Source organism: Parasphingorhabdus sp. (assembly GCF_048269865.1).
In the GTDB taxonomy this organism is placed as follows: Bacteria; Pseudomonadota; Alphaproteobacteria; order Sphingomonadales; family Sphingomonadaceae; genus Parasphingorhabdus.
Genome location: NZ_JBLWUA010000002.1, coordinates 374887 through 393071 on the forward strand (window position 1 = coordinate 374887; position 18185 = coordinate 393071).

General features: G+C 56.3%; 22 protein-coding genes. 8 read left to right on the top strand and 14 right to left on the bottom strand.

What is annotated here, in order from left to right:
• Positions 1-5: 5 nt before the first annotated feature.
• Entirely contained in the window at positions 6-239 is a 234-nt protein-coding gene (locus ACN0WW_RS04015) for a hypothetical protein (protein WP_417609615.1), read from the bottom strand.
• Positions 240-511: 272 nt separating this feature from the next.
• The gene (gene mscL, locus ACN0WW_RS04020) at positions 512-937 is read right to left on the bottom strand and encodes a large conductance mechanosensitive channel protein MscL (protein ID WP_417609617.1); all 426 of its coding nucleotides are present in this window, start codon (positions 935-937) and stop codon (positions 512-514) included.
• 146 nt (positions 938-1083) lie between these two features.
• Between mscL and ACN0WW_RS04025 the strand changes: the two genes are divergently transcribed.
• From ACN0WW_RS04025 to ACN0WW_RS04040, 4 genes are all read left to right on the top strand, one after another.
• Positions 1084-1674, top strand: coding sequence for a LemA family protein (locus ACN0WW_RS04025; protein WP_417609619.1), 591 nt, complete (start codon positions 1084-1086; stop codon positions 1672-1674).
• Between the two features lie 71 nt (positions 1675-1745).
• The gene (locus ACN0WW_RS04030) at positions 1746-2501 is read left to right on the top strand and encodes a TPM domain-containing protein (RefSeq protein ID WP_417609766.1); all 756 of its coding nucleotides are present in this window, start codon (positions 1746-1748) and stop codon (positions 2499-2501) included.
• Positions 2501-3178 (top strand): TPM domain-containing protein, encoded by a 678-nt coding sequence (locus ACN0WW_RS04035; RefSeq protein ID WP_417609621.1) that lies wholly within the window; start codon positions 2501-2503, stop codon positions 3176-3178. Before ACN0WW_RS04030 ends, ACN0WW_RS04035 begins: the two co-directional genes overlap by 1 nt.
• Before the next feature lie 29 nt (positions 3179-3207).
• Positions 3208-3699 (top strand): NUDIX hydrolase, encoded by a 492-nt coding sequence (locus ACN0WW_RS04040; protein WP_417609768.1) that lies wholly within the window; start codon positions 3208-3210, stop codon positions 3697-3699.
• Positions 3700-3781: 82 nt separating this feature from the next.
• Here ACN0WW_RS04040 and ACN0WW_RS04045 read toward each other — a convergent pair whose 3' ends face one another.
• Positions 3782-4060: an ETC complex I subunit gene (locus ACN0WW_RS04045; protein ID WP_417609623.1), complete on the bottom strand. Its 279-nt coding sequence runs from the start codon at positions 4058-4060 to the stop codon at positions 3782-3784.
• 24 nt (positions 4061-4084) lie between these two features.
• Complete coding sequence (locus ACN0WW_RS04050) at positions 4085-5098, bottom strand: polyprenyl synthetase family protein (protein WP_417609625.1); 1014 nt, start codon at positions 5096-5098, stop codon at positions 4085-4087.
• A 116-nt stretch (positions 5099-5214) separates the two neighbouring features.
• Here ACN0WW_RS04050 and ACN0WW_RS04055 point away from each other — a divergent pair, with 116 nt between their 5' ends.
• On the top strand, positions 5215-5496 hold the full coding sequence (locus ACN0WW_RS04055; RefSeq protein ID WP_417609627.1) for a chorismate mutase: 282 nt from the start codon (positions 5215-5217) through the stop codon (positions 5494-5496).
• Positions 5497-5508: 12 nt separating this feature from the next.
• On the opposite strand, the gene ACN0WW_RS04060 is transcribed toward ACN0WW_RS04055, so the two are convergent.
• The 6 genes from ACN0WW_RS04060 to ACN0WW_RS04085 all read right to left on the bottom strand — a co-directional run bounded on the left by ACN0WW_RS04060 (position 5509) and on the right by ACN0WW_RS04085 (position 10868).
• Entirely contained in the window at positions 5509-6696 is a 1188-nt protein-coding gene (locus ACN0WW_RS04060; protein WP_417609629.1) for an FAD-dependent oxidoreductase, read from the bottom strand.
• 35 nt (positions 6697-6731) lie between these two features.
• Complete coding sequence (locus ACN0WW_RS04065) at positions 6732-8051, bottom strand: sensor histidine kinase (protein ID WP_417609631.1); 1320 nt, start codon at positions 8049-8051, stop codon at positions 6732-6734.
• A 95-nt stretch (positions 8052-8146) separates the two neighbouring features.
• On the bottom strand, positions 8147-8812 hold the full coding sequence (locus ACN0WW_RS04070; RefSeq protein ID WP_067198543.1) for a response regulator transcription factor: 666 nt from the start codon (positions 8810-8812) through the stop codon (positions 8147-8149).
• A gap of 97 nt (positions 8813-8909) precedes the next feature.
• Positions 8910-9218, bottom strand: coding sequence for a hypothetical protein (locus ACN0WW_RS04075; RefSeq protein ID WP_417609633.1), 309 nt, complete (start codon positions 9216-9218; stop codon positions 8910-8912).
• A gap of 68 nt (positions 9219-9286) precedes the next feature.
• The gene (locus ACN0WW_RS04080; RefSeq protein ID WP_417609635.1) at positions 9287-10003 is read right to left on the bottom strand and encodes an SIMPL domain-containing protein; all 717 of its coding nucleotides are present in this window, start codon (positions 10001-10003) and stop codon (positions 9287-9289) included.
• A 16-nt stretch (positions 10004-10019) separates the two neighbouring features.
• Positions 10020-10868, bottom strand: coding sequence for an aminotransferase class IV (locus ACN0WW_RS04085; RefSeq protein ID WP_417609770.1), 849 nt, complete (start codon positions 10866-10868; stop codon positions 10020-10022).
• Positions 10869-11005: 137 nt separating this feature from the next.
• Here ACN0WW_RS04085 and ACN0WW_RS04090 point away from each other — a divergent pair, with 137 nt between their 5' ends.
• Positions 11006-12823, top strand: a complete 1818-nt coding sequence (locus ACN0WW_RS04090) for an ABC-F family ATP-binding cassette domain-containing protein (protein ID WP_417609637.1) — start codon at positions 11006-11008, stop codon at positions 12821-12823.
• Here ACN0WW_RS04090 and ACN0WW_RS04095 read toward each other — a convergent pair.
• Positions 12820-13353, bottom strand: a complete 534-nt coding sequence (locus ACN0WW_RS04095) for a DUF6456 domain-containing protein (RefSeq protein ID WP_417609639.1) — start codon at positions 13351-13353, stop codon at positions 12820-12822. The two genes, ACN0WW_RS04090 and ACN0WW_RS04095, sit on opposite strands and share 4 nt — an antisense overlap.
• A gap of 86 nt (positions 13354-13439) precedes the next feature.
• On the opposite strand from ACN0WW_RS04095, the gene ACN0WW_RS04100 reads away from it, so the two are divergent.
• Positions 13440-14003 (top strand): helix-turn-helix domain-containing protein, encoded by a 564-nt coding sequence (locus ACN0WW_RS04100; protein WP_417609641.1) that lies wholly within the window; start codon positions 13440-13442, stop codon positions 14001-14003.
• Between the two features lie 24 nt (positions 14004-14027).
• Complete coding sequence (locus ACN0WW_RS04105) at positions 14028-15206, top strand: glycosyltransferase (protein ID WP_417609643.1); 1179 nt, start codon at positions 14028-14030, stop codon at positions 15204-15206.
• On the opposite strand, the gene ACN0WW_RS04110 is transcribed toward ACN0WW_RS04105, so the two are convergent.
• The 3 genes from ACN0WW_RS04110 to secD are packed head-to-tail and all read right to left on the bottom strand — an operon-like array spanning position 15203 to position 18171.
• Positions 15203-15583 (bottom strand): Mth938-like domain-containing protein, encoded by a 381-nt coding sequence (locus ACN0WW_RS04110; RefSeq protein ID WP_417609645.1) that lies wholly within the window; start codon positions 15581-15583, stop codon positions 15203-15205. The two genes, ACN0WW_RS04105 and ACN0WW_RS04110, sit on opposite strands and share 4 nt — an antisense overlap.
• A gap of 3 nt (positions 15584-15586) precedes the next feature.
• On the bottom strand, positions 15587-16570 hold the full coding sequence (secF, locus tag ACN0WW_RS04115) for a protein translocase subunit SecF (protein WP_417609647.1): 984 nt from the start codon (positions 16568-16570) through the stop codon (positions 15587-15589).
• Positions 16567-18171, bottom strand: coding sequence for a protein translocase subunit SecD (gene secD / locus ACN0WW_RS04120; RefSeq protein ID WP_417609649.1), 1605 nt, complete (start codon positions 18169-18171; stop codon positions 16567-16569). Before secD ends, secF begins: the two co-directional genes overlap by 4 nt.
• Positions 18172-18185 lie beyond the last annotated feature (14 nt).

The window sequence follows — 18185 nt, forward strand, 5'->3', positions numbered from 1 at the left end:
AATGCTTACTCGGTAGCAGCTTCTTCAGCAGGAGCAGCAGCTTCGTCCGCAGGCGCAGCTTCAGCAGTTGTTTCGTCAGCCGCAGGAGCGACTTCTTCTTCAACAACCATGGCATCTTCAGCAGGTGCCACTTCTTCGGTAACAACTTCGTCAGTTGCGGCAGCATCGTCAGCTGGAGCATTGCAAGCACTCAAAGCGAATACAGCTGCTGATGCAGCCAAGACAGCGAATTTACGCATAATAATTAGTCCCCATTTTGTCGGTCATATAGCTGAGAATCAAACCAGCTAAACCGGCCTATAGAATTGAAAATTCTGAATGTATCTCAAAAAATAGGAGCGGATTACAACCTTCTGAATTGTTTCACTTATTATTTATATTTTGGTCCATTTTTGAGCGTTTTCATCGGCCCAATTCCGCATCTTGCACGCCAATATCAGGGCCTGAGGCCTGGTCTGGATCATAGCCCCGACAGTGGCCAGACGATCGCCAGACTGGAATGCCGAGCCCGCTATTTTTTCAGACTGTCCCGGATCTCGATCAGCAGGTCAATTTCACTCGGACCCGCCGGCGGCGCTTTGGCCTCTTCTTTCTCAATCAGCTTGTTCGCATAGCGAACGATCAAGAAGATGATGAAGGCCAGAAGAACGAAGTTGATCACCACCGTCAGAAACTGTCCCCAGCCAATCATTGGCACGCCCGCTTCCTTCAGTGCAGCATAATCGGTCATCGAACCTGTGTAATCCGCTGGCGGCGAACCAAGCAGCAGAAAAAGCCCCGAGAAGTCGGGCGCGCCGATGATCGCGCTCACAATCGGCATCAGCACATCTTCGGTCAGGGATGTCGTGATGGTCGAAAATGCGGCGCCAATAATGACGGCGACGGCCAGATCGAGCACATTCCCCTTAAGGACGAAGGCTTTAAACTCGTTCAACATATTTACCTCGATTCAATTTTCTTATGGGCTGTGAATGTATGAATATTCGGAAATTGTCGAGCACAGCCGTTGCAAATGCAGTCAATGCTCACTATTTTTTACGCAATGGAGCGGCTTTTCGCCGTGCGGATGGAGGGTATTCAAACATGCTGAACAAATGGATTAAACTGCTGCTCGTGCCGGCCGTGGCCTTGTCGCTTAGCGCCTGCGGAATAAACAGCGTGCCGACGGCGGAAGAAAATGCCAAGGCCAAATGGGCTGATGTTGAAAGCAGCTACCAGCGCCGCGCCGATCTGATCCCGAATCTGGTGGAAACGGTGAAAGGCTTTGCGACACAGGAGCAGGACACACTCACGGCAGTGGTGGAGGCCCGGGCAAAAGCAACCTCCATTCAGGTCAATGCTAATGATCTGGGAGATGCGGCGAAAGTTCAGGAATATGCCGCGGCGCAAGGTGCGCTCTCGCAAGGACTGGGACGTCTGCTGGCAACGGTGGAAGCCTATCCCGAATTGAAATCGAACCAGAATTTCCTGGCACTCCAGAGCCAGTTGGAAGGCACGGAAAACAGGATCAATGTGGCTCGCCGCGACTATAACGAGGCGGTCCGCGAGTATAATACAACCATTCGGACGTTCCCGGATATCATTGGTGCGAAAATCATCCACGGGGCCGAGCCTATGGAGCCATTCAAGGCAACAACCCCAGGTGCCGACGAAGCACCTGAAGTAAAATTCTAGGAGTGATTGCTCCTCGACCCTTAGTGCAGCTGAAAGCTGTGCTGCTTGGGCTGGCCGTCGCCTTTTTCGCGATGGCCAGCCCTGTATGGGCCCAAAGCTTTCCCGAATTGACCGGACGTGTTGTTGATCAGGCGAACCTGCTCGATCCGGCCCAAGAGGCGGAGCTCACGGCCAAACTGGCAGCGCTGGAGGCGCAGTCCAATCGGCAAGTCGTTGTCGCGACCGTCAACAGTCTCGAAGGGTATGACATTGCTGACTATGGGTATCGGCTCGGTCGGACATGGGGAATCGGGCAGGATGGCGATGGTGAAACAGAGAAAGATAATGGCCTGATCCTGCTGGTTGCGCCGAACGACCGCAAGGTCCGCATCGAGGTTGGCTATGGCCTTGAGGGCATAATGACCGACGCGCTGTCGAGCATGATCATCCAGAGCGACATTCTGCCCCAGTTTCGTGATAACAATATGGCCGGTGGAATCATTGCCGGCGTCGACCGGATTTCCGCGCAATTGACGCTACCGGAAGAAGAAGCGCGTCTGGTCGCCCAAGATGCTGCACAGCAATCCAGTCAGGGCGACGGAGAGAATATCGGCCTGATCATCTTCTGGGGTTTCATCCTGATCTTCTTCGTGATCATCCCGATGTTCTCGAACCGCAGCGGCAAACGCTATCGGCGTGGTACCGGACCGGTTGTCATCTGGGGTGGCGGATCTGGCTGGGGCGGTGGCAGTGGCGGCGGTTTCGGCGGCGGCGGCTTTGGAGGCGGTGGCGGCTTCAGCGGAGGCGGTGGCAGCTTCGGCGGCGGCGGCGCTTCGGGAGGCTGGTAGTGGCAAAGGTGAACCAGTTTACGCCCGCCGATCATGAGATCGTCACATCTGCCGTATCGCTGGCAGAAAATGCAACCGATGGCGAAATCGTTACCATCGTGACCGAGGAATCCGATCATTATGGCGATATTGCCTGGGCCATTTCCGGTCTCGTCGCACTGACAGCCCTGCTGGTGGTCAGCCTGTTTCCAGAAATCTATCTGACGATGATAAACTGGCTCGCTGGCGGCTGGAGCGGGATGACCGCCCTTCCCTATTGGGCGTTGTTCGCCTTTACGACGCTGAAATTTTTTGGCGTCAGGCTGGTGCTGATGTGGAAACCGCTGCTGTTCCTGCTGATCCCAAATCCGATCAAGGCCACCCGTGTCCGCGAACGCGCGACGTCATTGTTCCGGGTTTCGACTGACTATCGCACAGTCGGTCGCACGGGTATTTTGCTCTACCTGTCGATGCGCGAGCATCGCGCGGAAATTGTTGCAGACACAGCGATCGCCGAAAAAGTCGAGCCCGCGATATGGGGGGATGCCATGATTGCGATGATTGATCTCGTCCGGATCGGGGCACCGGGTGAAGGCATGGCAGAAGCCGTGCGGCAGATGGGCATTGTCCTATCGGAACATTTTCCCAAAACCGACCAGAATCCCAATGAACTCCCTGACCGGTTGATCGAACTTTGAGCGATCGTGACGACGCTCCAGTAGAGGTGATGTGGCAGGGTCGCTTCATTACGGCCAAGCGCGAAGGCAAGTGGGAATATGTTTCCCGCAGTCGCGGTATCCGGGCTGCTGTCATTCTGGCGATAGAGGACGGACACGTCCTGCTGGTCGAGCAATATCGCGTACCACCTGGCAAAACCTGCATTGAGTTGCCAGCCGGGCTGGTCGGCGATCACGAGGACAATGCCAACGAAGACAGCGCCATCGCGGCGACCCGTGAACTGGAAGAGGAAACAGGCTATCGCGCCGAAACCATGGAAAATTGCGGCGAATATTATTCGTCCCCAGGAATGGTTTCCGAGAGCTTCTGTCTGTTTCGGGCGCGCGGGTTGACGAAGGTTGGAGAAGGCGGTGGAGTCGACGGAGAGAATATCACCGTTCACCGGGTCCCACTGACGCAGCTATCCGGGTTCATCGAGCGAAAACGCCAAGACGGCGCCGGCATCGATGTAAAACTCATGCTTTTTCTAGAGACAAGCTGAAGACGACTGAGACATCACAACACCCGAATAATTTGCGCGGGTATAATTGGCTAAAGGGGCTCCAGTCTTCGCCAAGCCAGGATTATTTGAAGTTGTCGGCGTAGGCCTGAATTTTCAACGTCTTTTGCGGCGTTGGGATCACCGCATAATCGATCGCATATTTATCCGCATAGGCCTTCGCTTCATCACACGACCCGAAGGTGAGATGCACCTGCCGTTGGGTATCGCCGGATCCGGCCCAGCCAGTCAGGGGATCAGGTTTCCGCGCTTCGGCCGGCTCGAATTCGAGTATCCATTTATCGGTCAGCGCCCTGCCCGACTGCATTGCATTTCTGGGTTTCTGATAAATTCGTGCGGCCATATTCTGTTCCTGTCGTGAACGGCGTCAATAAGCGCGAGAAATCGCAAATTCAACCGCTTCGGTCATCGCATCTTTCGCTTTCCCGGATGGGAAAATTCCGAGTGCGTCGATCGAGCGCTGACCATAGTGACGGGCCCGCGACATCGTATCTTTCATCGCTTCAGTCGAGCGAATCAAATCTGTCGCACGGGCGAGATCCTCGTCGGACGATTTATGGCCGATAATCGCATCTTTCCAAAATTTGCGATCTTCTTCACTACCCCGAGCGTAGGCCAAAATAACCGGCAAGGTCACTTTCCCCTCGCGGAAATCATCACCGGCATCCTTGCCCATGGTTTCTCGGTCGGAAGAATAGTCGATCGCGTCATCGACGAGCTGAAATGCAATGCCCAAATTGCGTCCATAGCTGTCCAGTGCCAGTTCGATTTCGTCATCGCATTCCGCGACGACAGCGGATATCCGGCTGGCTGCAGCGAACAGCGCCGCGGTTTTCGCGCCAATGATATCCAGATAGCGGTCTTCGCTGGTTTCGATCTTGCGCTGTGCGGTGAGCTGATTGACTTCGCCTTCTGCAATCACCGCAGAAGCATTGGACAATATTTTCAAGACTTTGAGAGAACCATCCTCGACCATGAGTTCGAATGACCGGCTGAACAGAAAGTCGCCAACCAGCACAGTGGCCGGGTTACCAAAGATGAGATTGGCCGCTGTCTTGCCACGCCGCAAATCGGAACCATCGACCACATCATCATGCAGCAGGGTCGCGGTATGAATAAACTCGACCGCAGCCGCCAGTTTGAAATGACGGTCCCCCGGATATCCAATCAGCTTTGCCGCTGCCAAAGTCAGCATCGGCCGCATGCGCTTGCCTCCGCCCGCGATCAGATGTCCGGCCAGTTCGGGGATCAGAGGAATTTCGGATTGCATCCGGTCCAGAATCACGCTGTTGACCTGATTCATATCGCTGGCGACCAGCGATATGATGGGTTCAAGTGAAGGCACGGTATCCCGCCCGAGATGATGGATCGTTGCTGACATGTTGCACCGGATGTGGCAATTCACTAGGGATAAGGCAAGAGAAATAAGGCCCGTGGCGCTTGCATATCGCGTAAGTGTGGCAAAATGACTGGCGGGCGGAAATCAGGCGACAAATCATGGACGAAAAGCTCAAGCAATATCGCGAAAGCATCAACAATATCGACGCCGCGTTGGTATTCATGCTGGCCGAGCGATTCAAGGTCACCCAGGCGGTAGGCGAGTATAAGGCGAAAAACAGTCTGCCTCCGGCCGATGGTGCACGTGAAAAAGAGCAGATCGCCCGCCTCCGCCAGCTTGCCAGCGATGCCAATCTCGACCCGGAGTTTTCCGAAAAATTCCTGCGCTTCATCATCGATGAAGTGATTCGACATCACGAACGGATCCGCGAACAGGTCTAGCTTGCCCTATCATTACCGGATCGTCAGCCCAAGCTTGCCAGACACCGTCTTGGCAATAAGCCTGCGGACAATCGGCAATCTCGCGAAATGATGGATGATGACATCCCTGATCCACGGCTTGATGACGCTGTCCGACTGATAGAGCGGCGTAAAGACCGAACTGAGCGCCTGATATAGGCGAATATGCGACAGGCGCGCCTGACGGTATTTTTTACACACTTCCGGCAGTGAACCAGATTGTTCCAAGGCTGTGGCCAACGCCGCCGCGTCTATCAGCGCCATATTGGCCCCTTGTCCGAGTTGAGGACTGGTACAATGCCAACTGTCTCCGACCCGGATCAGTCGGCCGGCCGGTGAAGACGGCCCGTCCGTGCGATGATTGTAAACGGCCAGGTTCAAGTCTTCCACGCTAGTTAGCTGCGAAACGAAGGGTTCCGCTTCCGGCCAGAGATCGCAATAGTTTTTCCGAAACCGTTGAATGCCCGATTCTATCACACGCTCAAAATTTTCAGGCTTTTCCGACCAGAAAATTGCGGCGCCGGGATTGCCGGTTGCGGGGTTCAACCCGATCGGCATGATACCCGCCATTTGACTGGCCCGATAATATCTTTGATCCAACGCGTCCGGTATCAAAGCATGCGTGGCCGGCATATCGACCGTCGCCCAAAAGGCACCATAGCCAAGCCGTTTTGCCTTGCCTGAAGCCATCGGACTCCGCGCTCCGCTTGCATCGATCAGGAGATCGAAAGACATATCAGACGTTCCCGTCTCGAAGACCGGTGTAATCAGATTTTCGCTCTCTTGAACGCCCACCAGCTTGCTATTGACCACAATCGGAACAGAAGCGGCCTCAACCGCTTCCAGCAGAACGGAAAACAGGCTGGCGCGATGGATTCCCAACGCCGCTGTCCCCTCGCCTGTATTTGAATAGCGCATGTCGAGAGCGCGAAGATTATGCTGCACAGAGATCCCGTGGAGCTGCCGCACAGGGCTGGCCAGTGACCGAATAGGGTCCAGCAATCCTAGCATATCAAGTATCGACTGACCTGAAGGCTGGATCAACAATCCTGACCCCACTGGCAGCGGTTTTGAGAACCGTTCGAAAATCGTTACCGCATGACCTTGGCGTTTGAGGAACAGAGCTGTGGCCAATCCGCCGGGTCCGCAGCCGGTTATCGCTATGTTGAGTTTGCCAAGCATGACGATCGATTGTCCGGCGCTGTCAGGAGAAGGAATTAGACAATTTGTGCTTCAGCCTTTGGCAAACGCAAACGCACCAGCAGGCCGCCCAGATCTTCGCTTTCTTCCAGCGATACCGAACCGTCGTAGATTTCCGCAACATCCCGGACAATCGCCAGCCCCAAGCCCGTTCCCGGCTTGCCGCTATCCAGCCGTGCACCGCGATCAAATATCCGCTGCCGTTCTTTTTCCGGAATGCCACGACCGTCGTCTTCAATCTGCAGTTCGACGAATGCATCATCGCTTTCGACCGTGATAAACACGCTGCCACCGCCATATTTGGCGGCATTTTCGACGAGATTGCCGATCATTTCATCCAGATCCTGCCGCTCGACCGAGGCGACGGCTTCCTTGTCGCCGTCGATATCGATCCGCACATGCGGATAGAGTCGGCCCACGGCGCGCTCGACCGCTTGCAGGCTTTGCCAAACCTTCGCCCTGCTGTGGACGTGACCTCGCCTGCCGACGGCTCGCGCGCGGGCGAGATGATGATCGACCTGCCGGCGCATGACACCCGCTTCGCGTATGACCGTATCAGCCAGGTCATCGGCTTTCGCAGTGGCGCTGTTCATTATTACGGTCAGCGGCGTTTTCAGGGCATGGGCGAGATTACCGGCGTGACGCCGCGCCTCCTCTGCCTGCTTCTCGTTGTGATCGAGCAACGCATTCAGTTCGTCGACCATCGGCGTCACTTCGATCGGCATCGGCTCCACCACCCTGCGCTGTTGGCCCGTCCGCATCGCCGCAATGGCAATCCGGATTTTCCGCAATGGCCAAAGACCATAGAGCGTTTGTAGCGCCGCCATCCCGATGAGGCCGAGCGCCAGGATCAGGAAGCTGTTGACCAGTATCGAACGGATATTGGCAATCTGGGCATCCAGCCCGTCGCGGCTTTGCCCGACCTGGAACAACCATGTCGTATCTGAATCCGGTAGAATGATGCTGCGCTCCAGCATGCGCAAGGGTTCGTCCGGAAATTGGTCGCTGTCATATATATGGGTCTGCCGGTCGTCATGACTGATATTCGATTGCAATGTACGGTCCCAGAGCGAGCGGGAGGGAAAGTCATCATGGCCTGCGCCGCTGATCTGCCAGTAGAGGCCGCTGTTCGGCTCGAGAAAGCGCTGGTCCCCCAGAGGACGGTTCAAAAACACCTCACCATCCGGACCGATCTCGGCTGAGGCAATCATCGCCGTCAGTACATATTCCAGCTGATTGTCGAAATTGCGGGTCACCGCGTCGTTCAGAACACGATCCAGAGCGAGACCGCCACCAAAGAGCAAGACGACAATCCAGACAGCAGCAATACCGGTCATCCTCCGGCCCAGTGAGCCAGTGGTCTGGGTGCCTAGCCGGGAGTGGGGTGTTGCTGCCTTTTGATCGACTGGACTATCTATCGGACTGGATTCATTCAGGCTTCGGGATCCTCTAGACTATAGCCAAGCCCCCTGATTGTCGAAATGACCTCGGCGCCCAATTTTTTGCGGATGCGGGTCACGAACACTTCAATAGTGTTGGAATCCCGGTCAAAATCCTGATCGTAGATATGCTCGATCAGCTCGGTCCGGGACACCACCTTGCCCTTGTGATGCATCAGGTAGGAAAGCAGCTTATATTCCTGCGCTGTCAGCTTGACCGGGCTGCCATCCAGAGTCACTTTTCCCGACCGCGTATCAAGCCGGACGGCACCGGCGGTCAGTTCGGATGACGCGTTGCCCGAAGCACGGCGAATCAGCGCGCGCAATCTGGCGATTAATTCTTCGGTCTGGAACGGCTTGGCGAGATAATCATCGGCGCCGGCATCGAGTCCGGCCACTTTATCCGACCAGCTGTCCCGGGCGGTCAGCACCAGCACCGGAAAATTCCGCTCTTCCTTGCGCCAGCGATCCAGGACCGTCAGGCCGTCGATTTCCGGCAGACCGAGATCCAGAATGACCGCGTCATAATCCTCTGTCGATCCCATGAAATGGCCGTCTTCGCCGTCTGTCGACAGATCGATGGCATAGCCGTTGGCCTCCAGTGTCGATTTGAGCTGCTGTCCCAGCGTGGGTTCGTCTTCAACAATCAAGACGCGCATGCTTGTCCTCCGAAAAAGTGCTTTTATGTGGCATAGCCTATATCACCATCCCGAAACCGCACAATGTTTTAGAAAATCTGGAAATCGCCGGTATAGCTCAGCGAGTCTGGCGCAAAATCGACCCTGTCCTGCCATCAACATCCACGAATATGACGCGTCCATCGCGGATAAATTTCAGGCGATAGACCTGAGCGGCAGGATCAAATTCGGGGCCGATATATTCGCTGTCGGACATCCGCGGCAAAACGCTGTTCTCAATCGAGCGAATTGATTTCACTTTACCGGCCATCATCTGAGCGCGGGCCTCATCCTGCTCGCCACGACGATCCTTGGCCGACGCCGTATGCGGCATCAGCCCAATAGCGCAGAGCGAAAGGAGACAGGAAAAGATGAATTTCTTCAGCATGATCATTTCTCTACGCTCTGCGGTTTTAACATCAGGTGAATGGCGGGACAACACTCCCGCCTATTCTATCAGCGCGTCATTTCAAACGTAATGTTCAGCGAAACGACGGTACCCACCTGGCCGGGCTCGACCGGCGGGGATGCGGCCGCCTCGGCGAAGACTTTTCCTCTCATCATCGGTGCCTCTGACTGATTTGAGATGCCTTCACTGATCGAGAGCACCCGAACACCGGTATATCCTTCGGATCGCGCGTAGCTCATCGCCCGCGCTTTGGCGCTGGCCAGAGCGCGCTCCCGCGCCACGTCCTTCAACTTGCTGTCATCGCTGATCGAAAAAGACGGACCATTTAAATTGGTCGCGCCGCTGCTGACGATCGCGTCGAGAATTTTGCCCAGCTTTGAAATGTCATGTACCGTCGCCGAAACCTGATTGGAAACGACATAGCCAACGAAATTATTTTTGCGGCTTTCCTGATCATAGTCATAATCCGCCCGCAGGTTTATTCCGGTGGTCTGAATGTCTTTTTCAGCGATACCAAGCGCCTTGAGACGCTCGACCACTTTCCGCGCCTGCGCGGAATTTTCACTCAGCGCCTGGGAGGCGGTTTTTGCTTTGGTCTCAACACCGGTACTGAATGTGGCGGTATCAGGCGCACTATCCACCTGTTCGGAAACGCTGAGTTCGATCACCGGATTTTGGGCGACAATCTCGACATTCGCAGCTTGTGCAAGAGACGCCGGGGCCAGGGTCAGGGCCGCACCAGCCATTAGAATTGAAAGTCTCATAATATTCTCCATTTATTCAATTTGTTATAGGCCCCTCTGTCTGAACGGCAGCTAAATAGCTCTGTCGAATCTTGCCGGTCTTTTCTCCGGGTCGCCCGTCGCCAATCCTGTGGCCGTCAATCTCGACGACCGGCATGATCAAAAGGGTTGATGACGAAATGAACGCTTCGGCTGCCTGCTTTGCCTCATCGATCGAAAAAGGCCGCTCCTCTACCATCAGTCCCATCGATTTTGCCTGAGCGAGCATTTCGATTCGGGTCACACCAGGCAATATCCTGCGATCGAGCTGGTGCGAAATCAGCACACCTTCCTGATTTATGATATGGGCATTTTGCGACGTACCCTCCGTGACAAGATCGTCCCGTGTCATCCAGACATCATCGACGCCTGCGGCCTCGGCCTCCATTTTCATCAGAGAAGCGTAGAGCAATTGGGTGGTTTTAATATCGCACCGTTGCCATCGCAGATCGGGGCGGGTGATGATCCGCATTCCCCGCGCCGCCATCGGATTGTCGATCAGAGTCCGTTGTTGGGCGAAGGCAAATATGGTCGGGGCCGTGTCTGGTGCCGGCCAGCGATAGTCCCGCTCTTCCATTGCACCGCGCGACACCTGAAGATAGATCACACCTTCTCGCAAACCGTTGTCGTCCAGCAGTTTTTGCGCAATCGCTGACCAGTCGGCGTAGGCATTAATTGAAAGCTCGCCAAGCGACCGCTCCAGACGGGTGATATGGCGCTCCATATCGATGAGCTGGCCGCCGATGACCGAAATCACTTCGTAGACGGCATCTGAAAATAGAACGCCGCGGTCATATATGGAGATTTTTGCGGCGGACTTGGAAATATAATCGCCGTTCAGATACACGATACACAAAGCCCGTTCCCATCGCCAAAATTGTCAAACTGCTTCCTACCAATCCCATCTGCCACAGGAGGTCAATGATCTTTGTCGACAAGAGAAGGCTTGAGCCAGAGCCCGCTTGCCCCTAACGCCCGGTAACGATGTCACAGCCCCCGATTTTTTCCTATGAGAATCTCTCGCTCCACCAGGGGGAAGGATGGCTGTTCCGCGATCTTGACCTGCATGTCGGTCCGCGCGACCGGCTGGCGCTCATCGGCCGCAACGGGGCCGGTAAGACAACGCTGCTGCGGCTGATTACCGACGAGATTGAAGCGGACAAAGGCAAGAGGGTCATCCAGCCTGGCGTCAATATCGTGATGCTGGAACAGGAACCGGATTTCACTCCGTTTGAAACATTGCGCGACTTTGCGGTTTCCGGCGAGATGGGCCCGGCCTTGCATGAAGTCGAGGCCATTGCCGACCAGTTGGGAACCGACCTTTCGACCCGCGCAGACAAGGCGAGCGGCGGCGAAAAACGGCGCGCCGCGCTGTGTCGGGCGCTCGCTTCGGAGCCCGATTTATTATTGCTGGACGAACCGACAAACCATCTGGATCTCGGCGCGATCGACTGGCTGGAAGAATGGCTGGGGCGATACAAGGGCGCATTTATAACGATCTCGCATGACCGTACTTTTCTGACCCGCTTGACCAAACAGACCTTATGGCTGGACCGCGGAACGATCCGGCGGCTGGAAGTCGGGTTCGGCGGCTATGATGCCTGGATGGAAAAGATCTACGCCGACGAGGCGCGCTCGGCGGAGCGGCTCGACGCCAAACTCAAACTGGAGGCGCACTGGCTGGAGCGCGGCGTAACGGCCCGGCGCAAGCGCAACCAGGGACGGCTTGAGAAGCTGTGGGAAATGCGGGCACAGCGCGCGGCAATGATCGGCCCTGCCGGTGCTGCCAAGCTGCAAGCCGAAAGCGATGATAGTCGAACCAAATCGGTTATCACCGCGACCAACATTTCGAAGTCATTCGGACAGGGTGATGACAAACGCGTTATCATCCGCGATTTCTCCTTGCGGATCCAGCGTGGCGACCGAATCGGGATTGTTGGAGCCAATGGCGCCGGCAAGACCACCTTGCTGAAAATGCTGACCGGGGAGCTCGAGCCTGACACCGGCAGTGTTGCGCTCGCCAAGACCCTCAATGGCGTTTTCATCGACCAGCAGCGCAGCCTGCTCACACCGGACAAGCGGGTTCGCGATGTACTGGCAGACGGCAGCGACTGGATTGACGTCCGCGGCACCAAAAAGCATGTGCAAGGCTATCTGAAGGAATTTCTCTTTGCGCCCAGTCTGATCGACGCAAGGGTCGGCACATTGTCAGGTGGCGAGCAATCGAGACTTCTACTCGCGCGCGAATTTGCCCGCATGTCTAATCTGCTGGTGCTGGACGAACCGACCAACGATCTCGATCTGGAAACGCTTGATTTGCTGCAGGAAGTCATTGCCGATTATGAAGGCACAGTCCTGCTGGTAAGCCATGATCGTGACTTTTTGGATCGCACGGTGACCGTCACCCTTGGCCTCGACGGCAGCGGAAAAGTCGATGTGATCGCCGGCGGGTACGCGGAATGGGAAGCCAAGCGCAAGCAGGACGATTCTGACCAGAAAAACGCATCTAAACCTGCCTCTGCTAGTCCTCGTCCAGCCTCTCGCTCCAGCAGTCCGAGCAAGAAGTTAAGCTACAAGGACCAGCGCGACTATGATCTGCTGCCAGAGCGGATTGAAGCGATCGACAAGCGGATCGGGGAGATCGAGCAGGCACTCGCCGATCCCAATCTGTATAGCCGCGATTTTGACCGGTTTGACGCTTTAACTAAAGAGAATACCGGCCTGATCGAAGAAAAAGAAACCGCTGAAATGCGGTGGCTCGAGCTTGCAGAAGAAGTTGAACGACTAGCCCAGCCGGATTAGCCCGGTAGCCGATAGAAATCGACGAGCCGGTCGAGCGCGATTTTCAAGACCAGCTTGCCCGACCGCGCTGGCCAGCCCAGATTTTTTTCAGCTACCGGCGTGCCCTCCCCGCCGCAAATGATCCGCCAGGCGATATCCGACAGATCACTGCCAAGATGGTCGATGGCCTCGGTAAAACGCTGTTTTGCGACCAGCTGTGCCTCGGTTTCATTCAGAACCGCCGGGATACTGCGACGCTTTCCTCCGGAAATCGGCGCGGCATCCCAGCGCATCGTGATCCGGGGGGCGAGATGCGCTCTTTCCCAATCGGCCCGCAACTTCTCGCCTGCGTCGAACTGCCGATCAGTTAGATGACCTCTGGCATGGAGCCAGCCTAAAGGCGATTCTGCCAGATTGACGGTGACGCTGCGCGCACGCCCGGATTTGCGTTCTCGGGCATTTCTGTCTTCGCCATCTTGCGGCAATGCTCGTTCGGCGAGCAATCGCGGATCAGAGCAGGTTTCCGCCGTTTTGGTTTTTCTTTTTGCCATATTATCTCCCAAATGGAACTATTATCTACTTGCCATTCTCGGTGGACTGTAGGAAAGTAAAAACCAAATAGGTTTGGAGATACAAAATGATCAGCCGTATCAGAGACGTTCGCAAGGCAAAAGGATTGACGCTCGATGAAGTCGCCAAGAGGTGCGAACCGCCGACCACGGCTCAAACCATCGGCAGGCTGGAGACCGGCACAAGAACCTTGTCGCTTGGCTGGCTGAACCGGATTGCAGATGCCCTGGGCGTGGACAGCGCCGCGCTGATATCACTCCCGGATCAGGAAGAATTGCCGGTCGCCGCAATTCTCGACCATAAGGGCGCTCACGCTCTCAGCAAGGTTGAACATATCTATCAACCGCCTTTCGAACCGGAGATGGTTGCGCTCCGGGTCAAGAGCAGCATCGGTGATTATCGCGCAGGCGATGACGTATGGCTGTCGCGGCGCGTACCGGAACAATATGGCAGCGCCGTCAATCGGGACATATTGGTCCCTCGCCCGGCGGGTCGCTTTCTGTTCGGGAGACTGATCGGTCGCGAGGATAATCGTTTGCAAATACTTCCGCTGGGCAGCGGCACACGGCAGCAGATTGTCAGCGATCCTGAATGGATCGGCGTCGCGGTCCGTCTGGTAAGGGAGCTTTAGGGCCTGTATGCTAGGACAGCTCCCATGACCAGAGCTCTCAACGTCCTGACGCTGTCTACCTTGTTCCCGAACGCAGCCGCACCCAATTTCGGGATATTTGTTGAACGACAAACCGCCGAGCTGGCGAGCCGTCCGGAAGCAGATGTCACGGTCATCAACCCCGTCGGGATACCTCCCTGGCCCTTGAACAAACACAAGCAATATAGTGCGTTAAACGACCTCGCAGAGCATGAATCTTGGCATGAGCTGAATGTGTACCGCCCACGGTTCAAACTCATCCCGAGGATCGGCGGCCCCCACAATCCTCGCCGCATTGCGGCCGCGATACTGCCATTGGTGAAGGCGCTGCACGAGCAAAGACCATTTGATATAATTGACGCTGAATTTTTCTATCCCGACGGGCCTGCAGCAATGCGGCTGGCTGATGCACTAAACATCCCGTTCACGATCAAAGCACGCGGCGCAGACATCCATCATTGGGCCAGCGAGCAACAATGTCGGGAACAGATATTGCGGGCGGCCGAGAAAGCCAGCGGACTGCTGGCAGTCTCGGAAGCGCTGAAGAAAGACATGGTGGCGCTGGGCATGGATGGTAACAAGATTACCGTCCATTATACCGGCCTGGACGAGGAGCGTTTTGTTCCCGTTGACCGGTCGGCAGCGAAGGACAAGCTGGGCGTCAGCGGGCCGTTGTTTATAAGCGCGGGAGCGCTCATTCCCCGCAAGAATCAGGATCTGGCGATCCGTGCGATGACGAGTTTTCCAGACGCCACATTGATGCTCGCCGGCAAGGGCGAAGAAGAGCAAAATTACCGGACATTGGCCCAACAGCTTGGCGTCTCAGACAGGATCCGCTTTCTGGGCAGCGTCGCGCATGAGGAGCTGGCCTATCTCACCGCTGCAGCGGACATTTCCATATTGGTGTCCAAATCCGAAGGGCTTGCCAATGCGTGGGTCGAGGCGCTCGCCTGCGGGACCCCCGTGATCATCAGCGAGGCAGGCGGTGCCCGGGAGTTGCTGTCCAGCATCAGTACCGGACGGATCGTCGACCAGTCCGTCGAAGCGATTGTCGAGGCTGCGCAGGCCATCCTGGCCGAGCCACCCGAACAGCAGCTGGTGCGATCATCGGTCAGCCGGTTCAGCTGGAAAAATAACGGTGACCAGCTATTGGCGATTTTGCGCAAGGCTGCGGGAGCGAGCTAGGCCAGCGGCAAAAAGGCGCCGATGATCCAGCGTTCCTCAGCGCGCAGCACGCCCCAGGTTCGCGCCGCGGCGCGGCTGTCCATCACCTCGAGCCCGATGCCGGCGGCCTCGACTTCGCGCCGGAACGCGGCTGGCGGCTGCAACATCGATGCACCGCTTCCCAGTAGAATAAACTCGGGTTTCGGAGACAGGTTGAGGCTCGATAAAATCTCGGTCAGATCCAGCCGGTCAAGCCCTGCCGCCGTCCAGCCAAGCGCCTGTTCCGGTGAAATCAGCAGGCCCTGCTCAAACCGCTGGTCACCCACTTTGTAACCTTGTGGCGTGAAACCGGTGACAACCGGGCCGATAAATTCGACATCCTTGCGCAGCTCTACCAAAGGTCAGCCAATCTGTTCCGGCCCGCCCATCTTTTCCGCTTTATCATTGCCTGACTCGGCTGGCACAAATGTGTCCGGGCCAACCTTAAGCCAGATCAGGATCGGAGCGGCCATATAGACCGAGCTGTAGGTACCAACGAAGACGCCGAAGAACATCGCGACCGAGAAACCGAAAATCACATCCGGTCCCCACAGGATCAAGGCGCCGAGCGCGATCAGCATCGTCAAGCTGGTCATCACCGTCCGCGCCAGCGTCTCGTTAACCGAGAGGTCGAGCAAGGCAATGATATCCATCTTCCGGTATTTTTTCAGATTCTCGCGAATACGGTCAAACACAACGATTGTATCGTTCAGTGAGTAGCCAATGATGGTCAGCAGCGCCGCGACGATATTGAGGTTGAACTCCATCTGGGTCAGCGCGAACAGGCCAAAGGTCAGCGCAACGTCGTGGACCAGAGCGAAGAGCGCACCGACACCAAACTGCCATTCAAAACGAACCCAGATATAGATGGAAATCGCGATTACCGCGAACAGCAGTGAATAGGCACCGGTTTCAAAAAGCTCGGACGATACTTTACCCGAGACCGACTCGACACCATCGATCCTTACATCAGGATGATCCGCCTTGATCGTAGAGACGATCTTCTCGGTCATTTCATTGGCTGCTTCCGGCCGGGATTCGGCTTCGGCAGGCAGCCGCATGCGGATCGATACCTCATTCGCGTCCCCGAACCGCTGGATCGTTGCTTCGCCGTAGCCAAGTCCGCCGATGCGATCACGCAGCTCGGAAATCGGAGCCGTTTCGGTTTCTGTAAAGGTCGCCTGAATCATCTGGCCACCGATAAAATCGACGCCGAAATTCAAGCCCTTGGTTGCCACCAGTCCGATCGACGCGATGATCGTCAGGATACTGAATGCCATGGCGATATTCCGCCATTTCAGGAAGCCGATATTGGTATCGTCCGGAACAAGTTTGAGCAATCTCATATCAGCAACTCCTGCGGACGGGTCCGTCTGACCCAGAGCGCCACGAACATTCTGGTTACGACAACGGCGGTGAAGACGGACGAAGCGATGCCGATCATCAACACGACTGCAAAGCCCTTGACCGGTCCGGAACCGAACATGAACAGCAAGACCCCAGCGATGATGTTGGTGATATTGGCATCCATGATTGCTCTGGATGCTTCCTTATAGCCGACCTCGATCGCCTGCACGACCCTTCGTCCTCGCTTGCGTTCCTCGCGTATTCGTTCGTTGATCAGCACATTGGCGTCAACCGCCGAGCCGACGGTCAGCACAAAGCCGGCAATACCCGGCAGCGTCAATGTGGCGTTAAACAAGGCCATCACCCCGACGATGATGAACAGGTTCAGGGCCAGCGCGATATTGGCATACATGCCAAAGCGACCATAGGTGACGACCATGAAGGTCAGCACGGCGACAGTGGCGATGACCGCGGCAATCAAGCCTTTGTCGATCGAGTCCTTGCCAAGATCCGGACCGACGGTGCGCTCCTCAACGATCTTCAGCTCCACCGGCAGCGCACCAGATCGCAGGGCGATCGCCAGCTGATTGGCGCTTTGCACGGTAAAGTTGCCGGAAATCTGGGCCGAGCCACCGAGGATCGGCTCGTTGATATTCGGCGCGGACAACACTTTCCCATCGAGAATGATCGCAAAGGGTCGGCCGACGTTATTCTGCGTCAGACGGGCAAATTTCGAACCGCCTTCGCTGTCGAAGGTAATATTGACCACGGCAGCGTTGGTCTGCTGGTCAAAGCCCTGACCTGCATCGGTCAGCTTGTCGCCGCTGATGCCGCCCAGCCGTTTGACAGCAATGTTCGGAACGCCTGACGGATTATCGGGATAGGGAAAAATCTGGCTGCCGACCGGCGCGCGGCCAGCGGCCACGGCATTCGGATCGGCTTCAAAGTCAACCAGCTTGAATTCCAGCTTCGCGGTTTGTCCAAGCAAAGCCTTCAGCGCCGCTGGATCATCCAAGCCGGGCACCTGCACCACGATGCGGTTGTCGCCCTGACGGATGATTGTCGGCTCGCGGGTCCCCATTTCGTCGATCCGGCGGCGGATCACGTCGGTCGCGGTTTCCATCGCATTTTCGACGGCATTTTCCAGACCCGCTTCGGTGGGGGTCAAAACAAAGCGCGTATCGTCGCGCACCTCGATATTCCAGTCGCGCTGACCGGTCAGCCCGGCGCCGCTGGTCAGCGGTACAATCGCGTCACGGGCGGCATCCACCTGCGTGCTGTCCCGCACCATGAAGCTGAGCACGCCATCGCGGCGCGAGATATCGCCAATGCTGATGCGCGGCGATGCCCGGCGCATTTCCGCGCGCACGGACTCTTCCATGGTTTCCAGCCGGGCCTTTGCGACATCGGCTGGATCGGCTTCCAGCAAGATGTGGCTGCCGCCCTGGAGATCGAGACCCAGATTGATCGTTTCATCCGGCAAAAAGCTCGGCCAATATTTGTGACTGTCCCCGACCAGCAGGCTGGGAATCGCCATCAGCACACCAAAGGCCAGCAACAGGGAAATGGAAATGACTTTCCAGCGCGGGAAATCGAGCATTGAAATTAACTTTC

Excerpts from the sequence above, each read along its gene's own strand:
- ACN0WW_RS04060 (WP_417609629.1), bottom strand. The coding sequence starts at position 6,696 with ATGCTTGGCAAACTCAACATAGCGATAACCGGCTGCGGACCCGGCGGA.
- ACN0WW_RS04105 (WP_417609643.1), top strand. The coding sequence starts at position 14,028 with ATGACCAGAGCTCTCAACGTCCTGACGCTGTCTACCTTGTTCCCGAAC.
- ACN0WW_RS04040 (WP_417609768.1), top strand. The coding sequence starts at position 3,208 with ATGTGGCAGGGTCGCTTCATTACGGCCAAGCGCGAAGGCAAGTGGGAA.
- ACN0WW_RS04100 (WP_417609641.1), top strand. The coding sequence starts at position 13,440 with ATGATCAGCCGTATCAGAGACGTTCGCAAGGCAAAAGGATTGACGCTC.
- secD (WP_417609649.1), bottom strand. The coding sequence starts at position 18,171 with ATGCTCGATTTCCCGCGCTGGAAAGTCATTTCCATTTCCCTGTTGCTG.
- secF (WP_417609647.1), bottom strand. The coding sequence starts at position 16,570 with ATGAGATTGCTCAAACTTGTTCCGGACGATACCAATATCGGCTTCCTG.
- ACN0WW_RS04090 (WP_417609637.1), top strand. The coding sequence starts at position 11,006 with ATGTCACAGCCCCCGATTTTTTCCTATGAGAATCTCTCGCTCCACCAG.
- ACN0WW_RS04025 (WP_417609619.1), top strand. The coding sequence starts at position 1,084 with ATGCTGAACAAATGGATTAAACTGCTGCTCGTGCCGGCCGTGGCCTTG.
- ACN0WW_RS04055 (WP_417609627.1), top strand. The coding sequence starts at position 5,215 with ATGGACGAAAAGCTCAAGCAATATCGCGAAAGCATCAACAATATCGAC.
- ACN0WW_RS04095 (WP_417609639.1), bottom strand. The coding sequence starts at position 13,353 with ATGGCAAAAAGAAAAACCAAAACGGCGGAAACCTGCTCTGATCCGCGA.
- ACN0WW_RS04015 (WP_417609615.1), bottom strand. The coding sequence starts at position 239 with ATGCGTAAATTCGCTGTCTTGGCTGCATCAGCAGCTGTATTCGCTTTG.
- ACN0WW_RS04080 (WP_417609635.1), bottom strand. The coding sequence starts at position 10,003 with ATGAGACTTTCAATTCTAATGGCTGGTGCGGCCCTGACCCTGGCCCCG.
- ACN0WW_RS04030 (WP_417609766.1), top strand. The coding sequence starts at position 1,746 with ATGGCCAGCCCTGTATGGGCCCAAAGCTTTCCCGAATTGACCGGACGT.
- ACN0WW_RS04065 (WP_417609631.1), bottom strand. The coding sequence starts at position 8,051 with ATGACCGGTATTGCTGCTGTCTGGATTGTCGTCTTGCTCTTTGGTGGC.
- ACN0WW_RS04045 (WP_417609623.1), bottom strand. The coding sequence starts at position 4,060 with ATGGCCGCACGAATTTATCAGAAACCCAGAAATGCAATGCAGTCGGGC.
- mscL (WP_417609617.1), bottom strand. The coding sequence starts at position 937 with ATGTTGAACGAGTTTAAAGCCTTCGTCCTTAAGGGGAATGTGCTCGAT.
- ACN0WW_RS04075 (WP_417609633.1), bottom strand. The coding sequence starts at position 9,218 with ATGCTGAAGAAATTCATCTTTTCCTGTCTCCTTTCGCTCTGCGCTATT.
- ACN0WW_RS04050 (WP_417609625.1), bottom strand. The coding sequence starts at position 5,098 with ATGTCAGCAACGATCCATCATCTCGGGCGGGATACCGTGCCTTCACTT.
- ACN0WW_RS04070 (WP_067198543.1), bottom strand. The coding sequence starts at position 8,812 with ATGCGCGTCTTGATTGTTGAAGACGAACCCACGCTGGGACAGCAGCTC.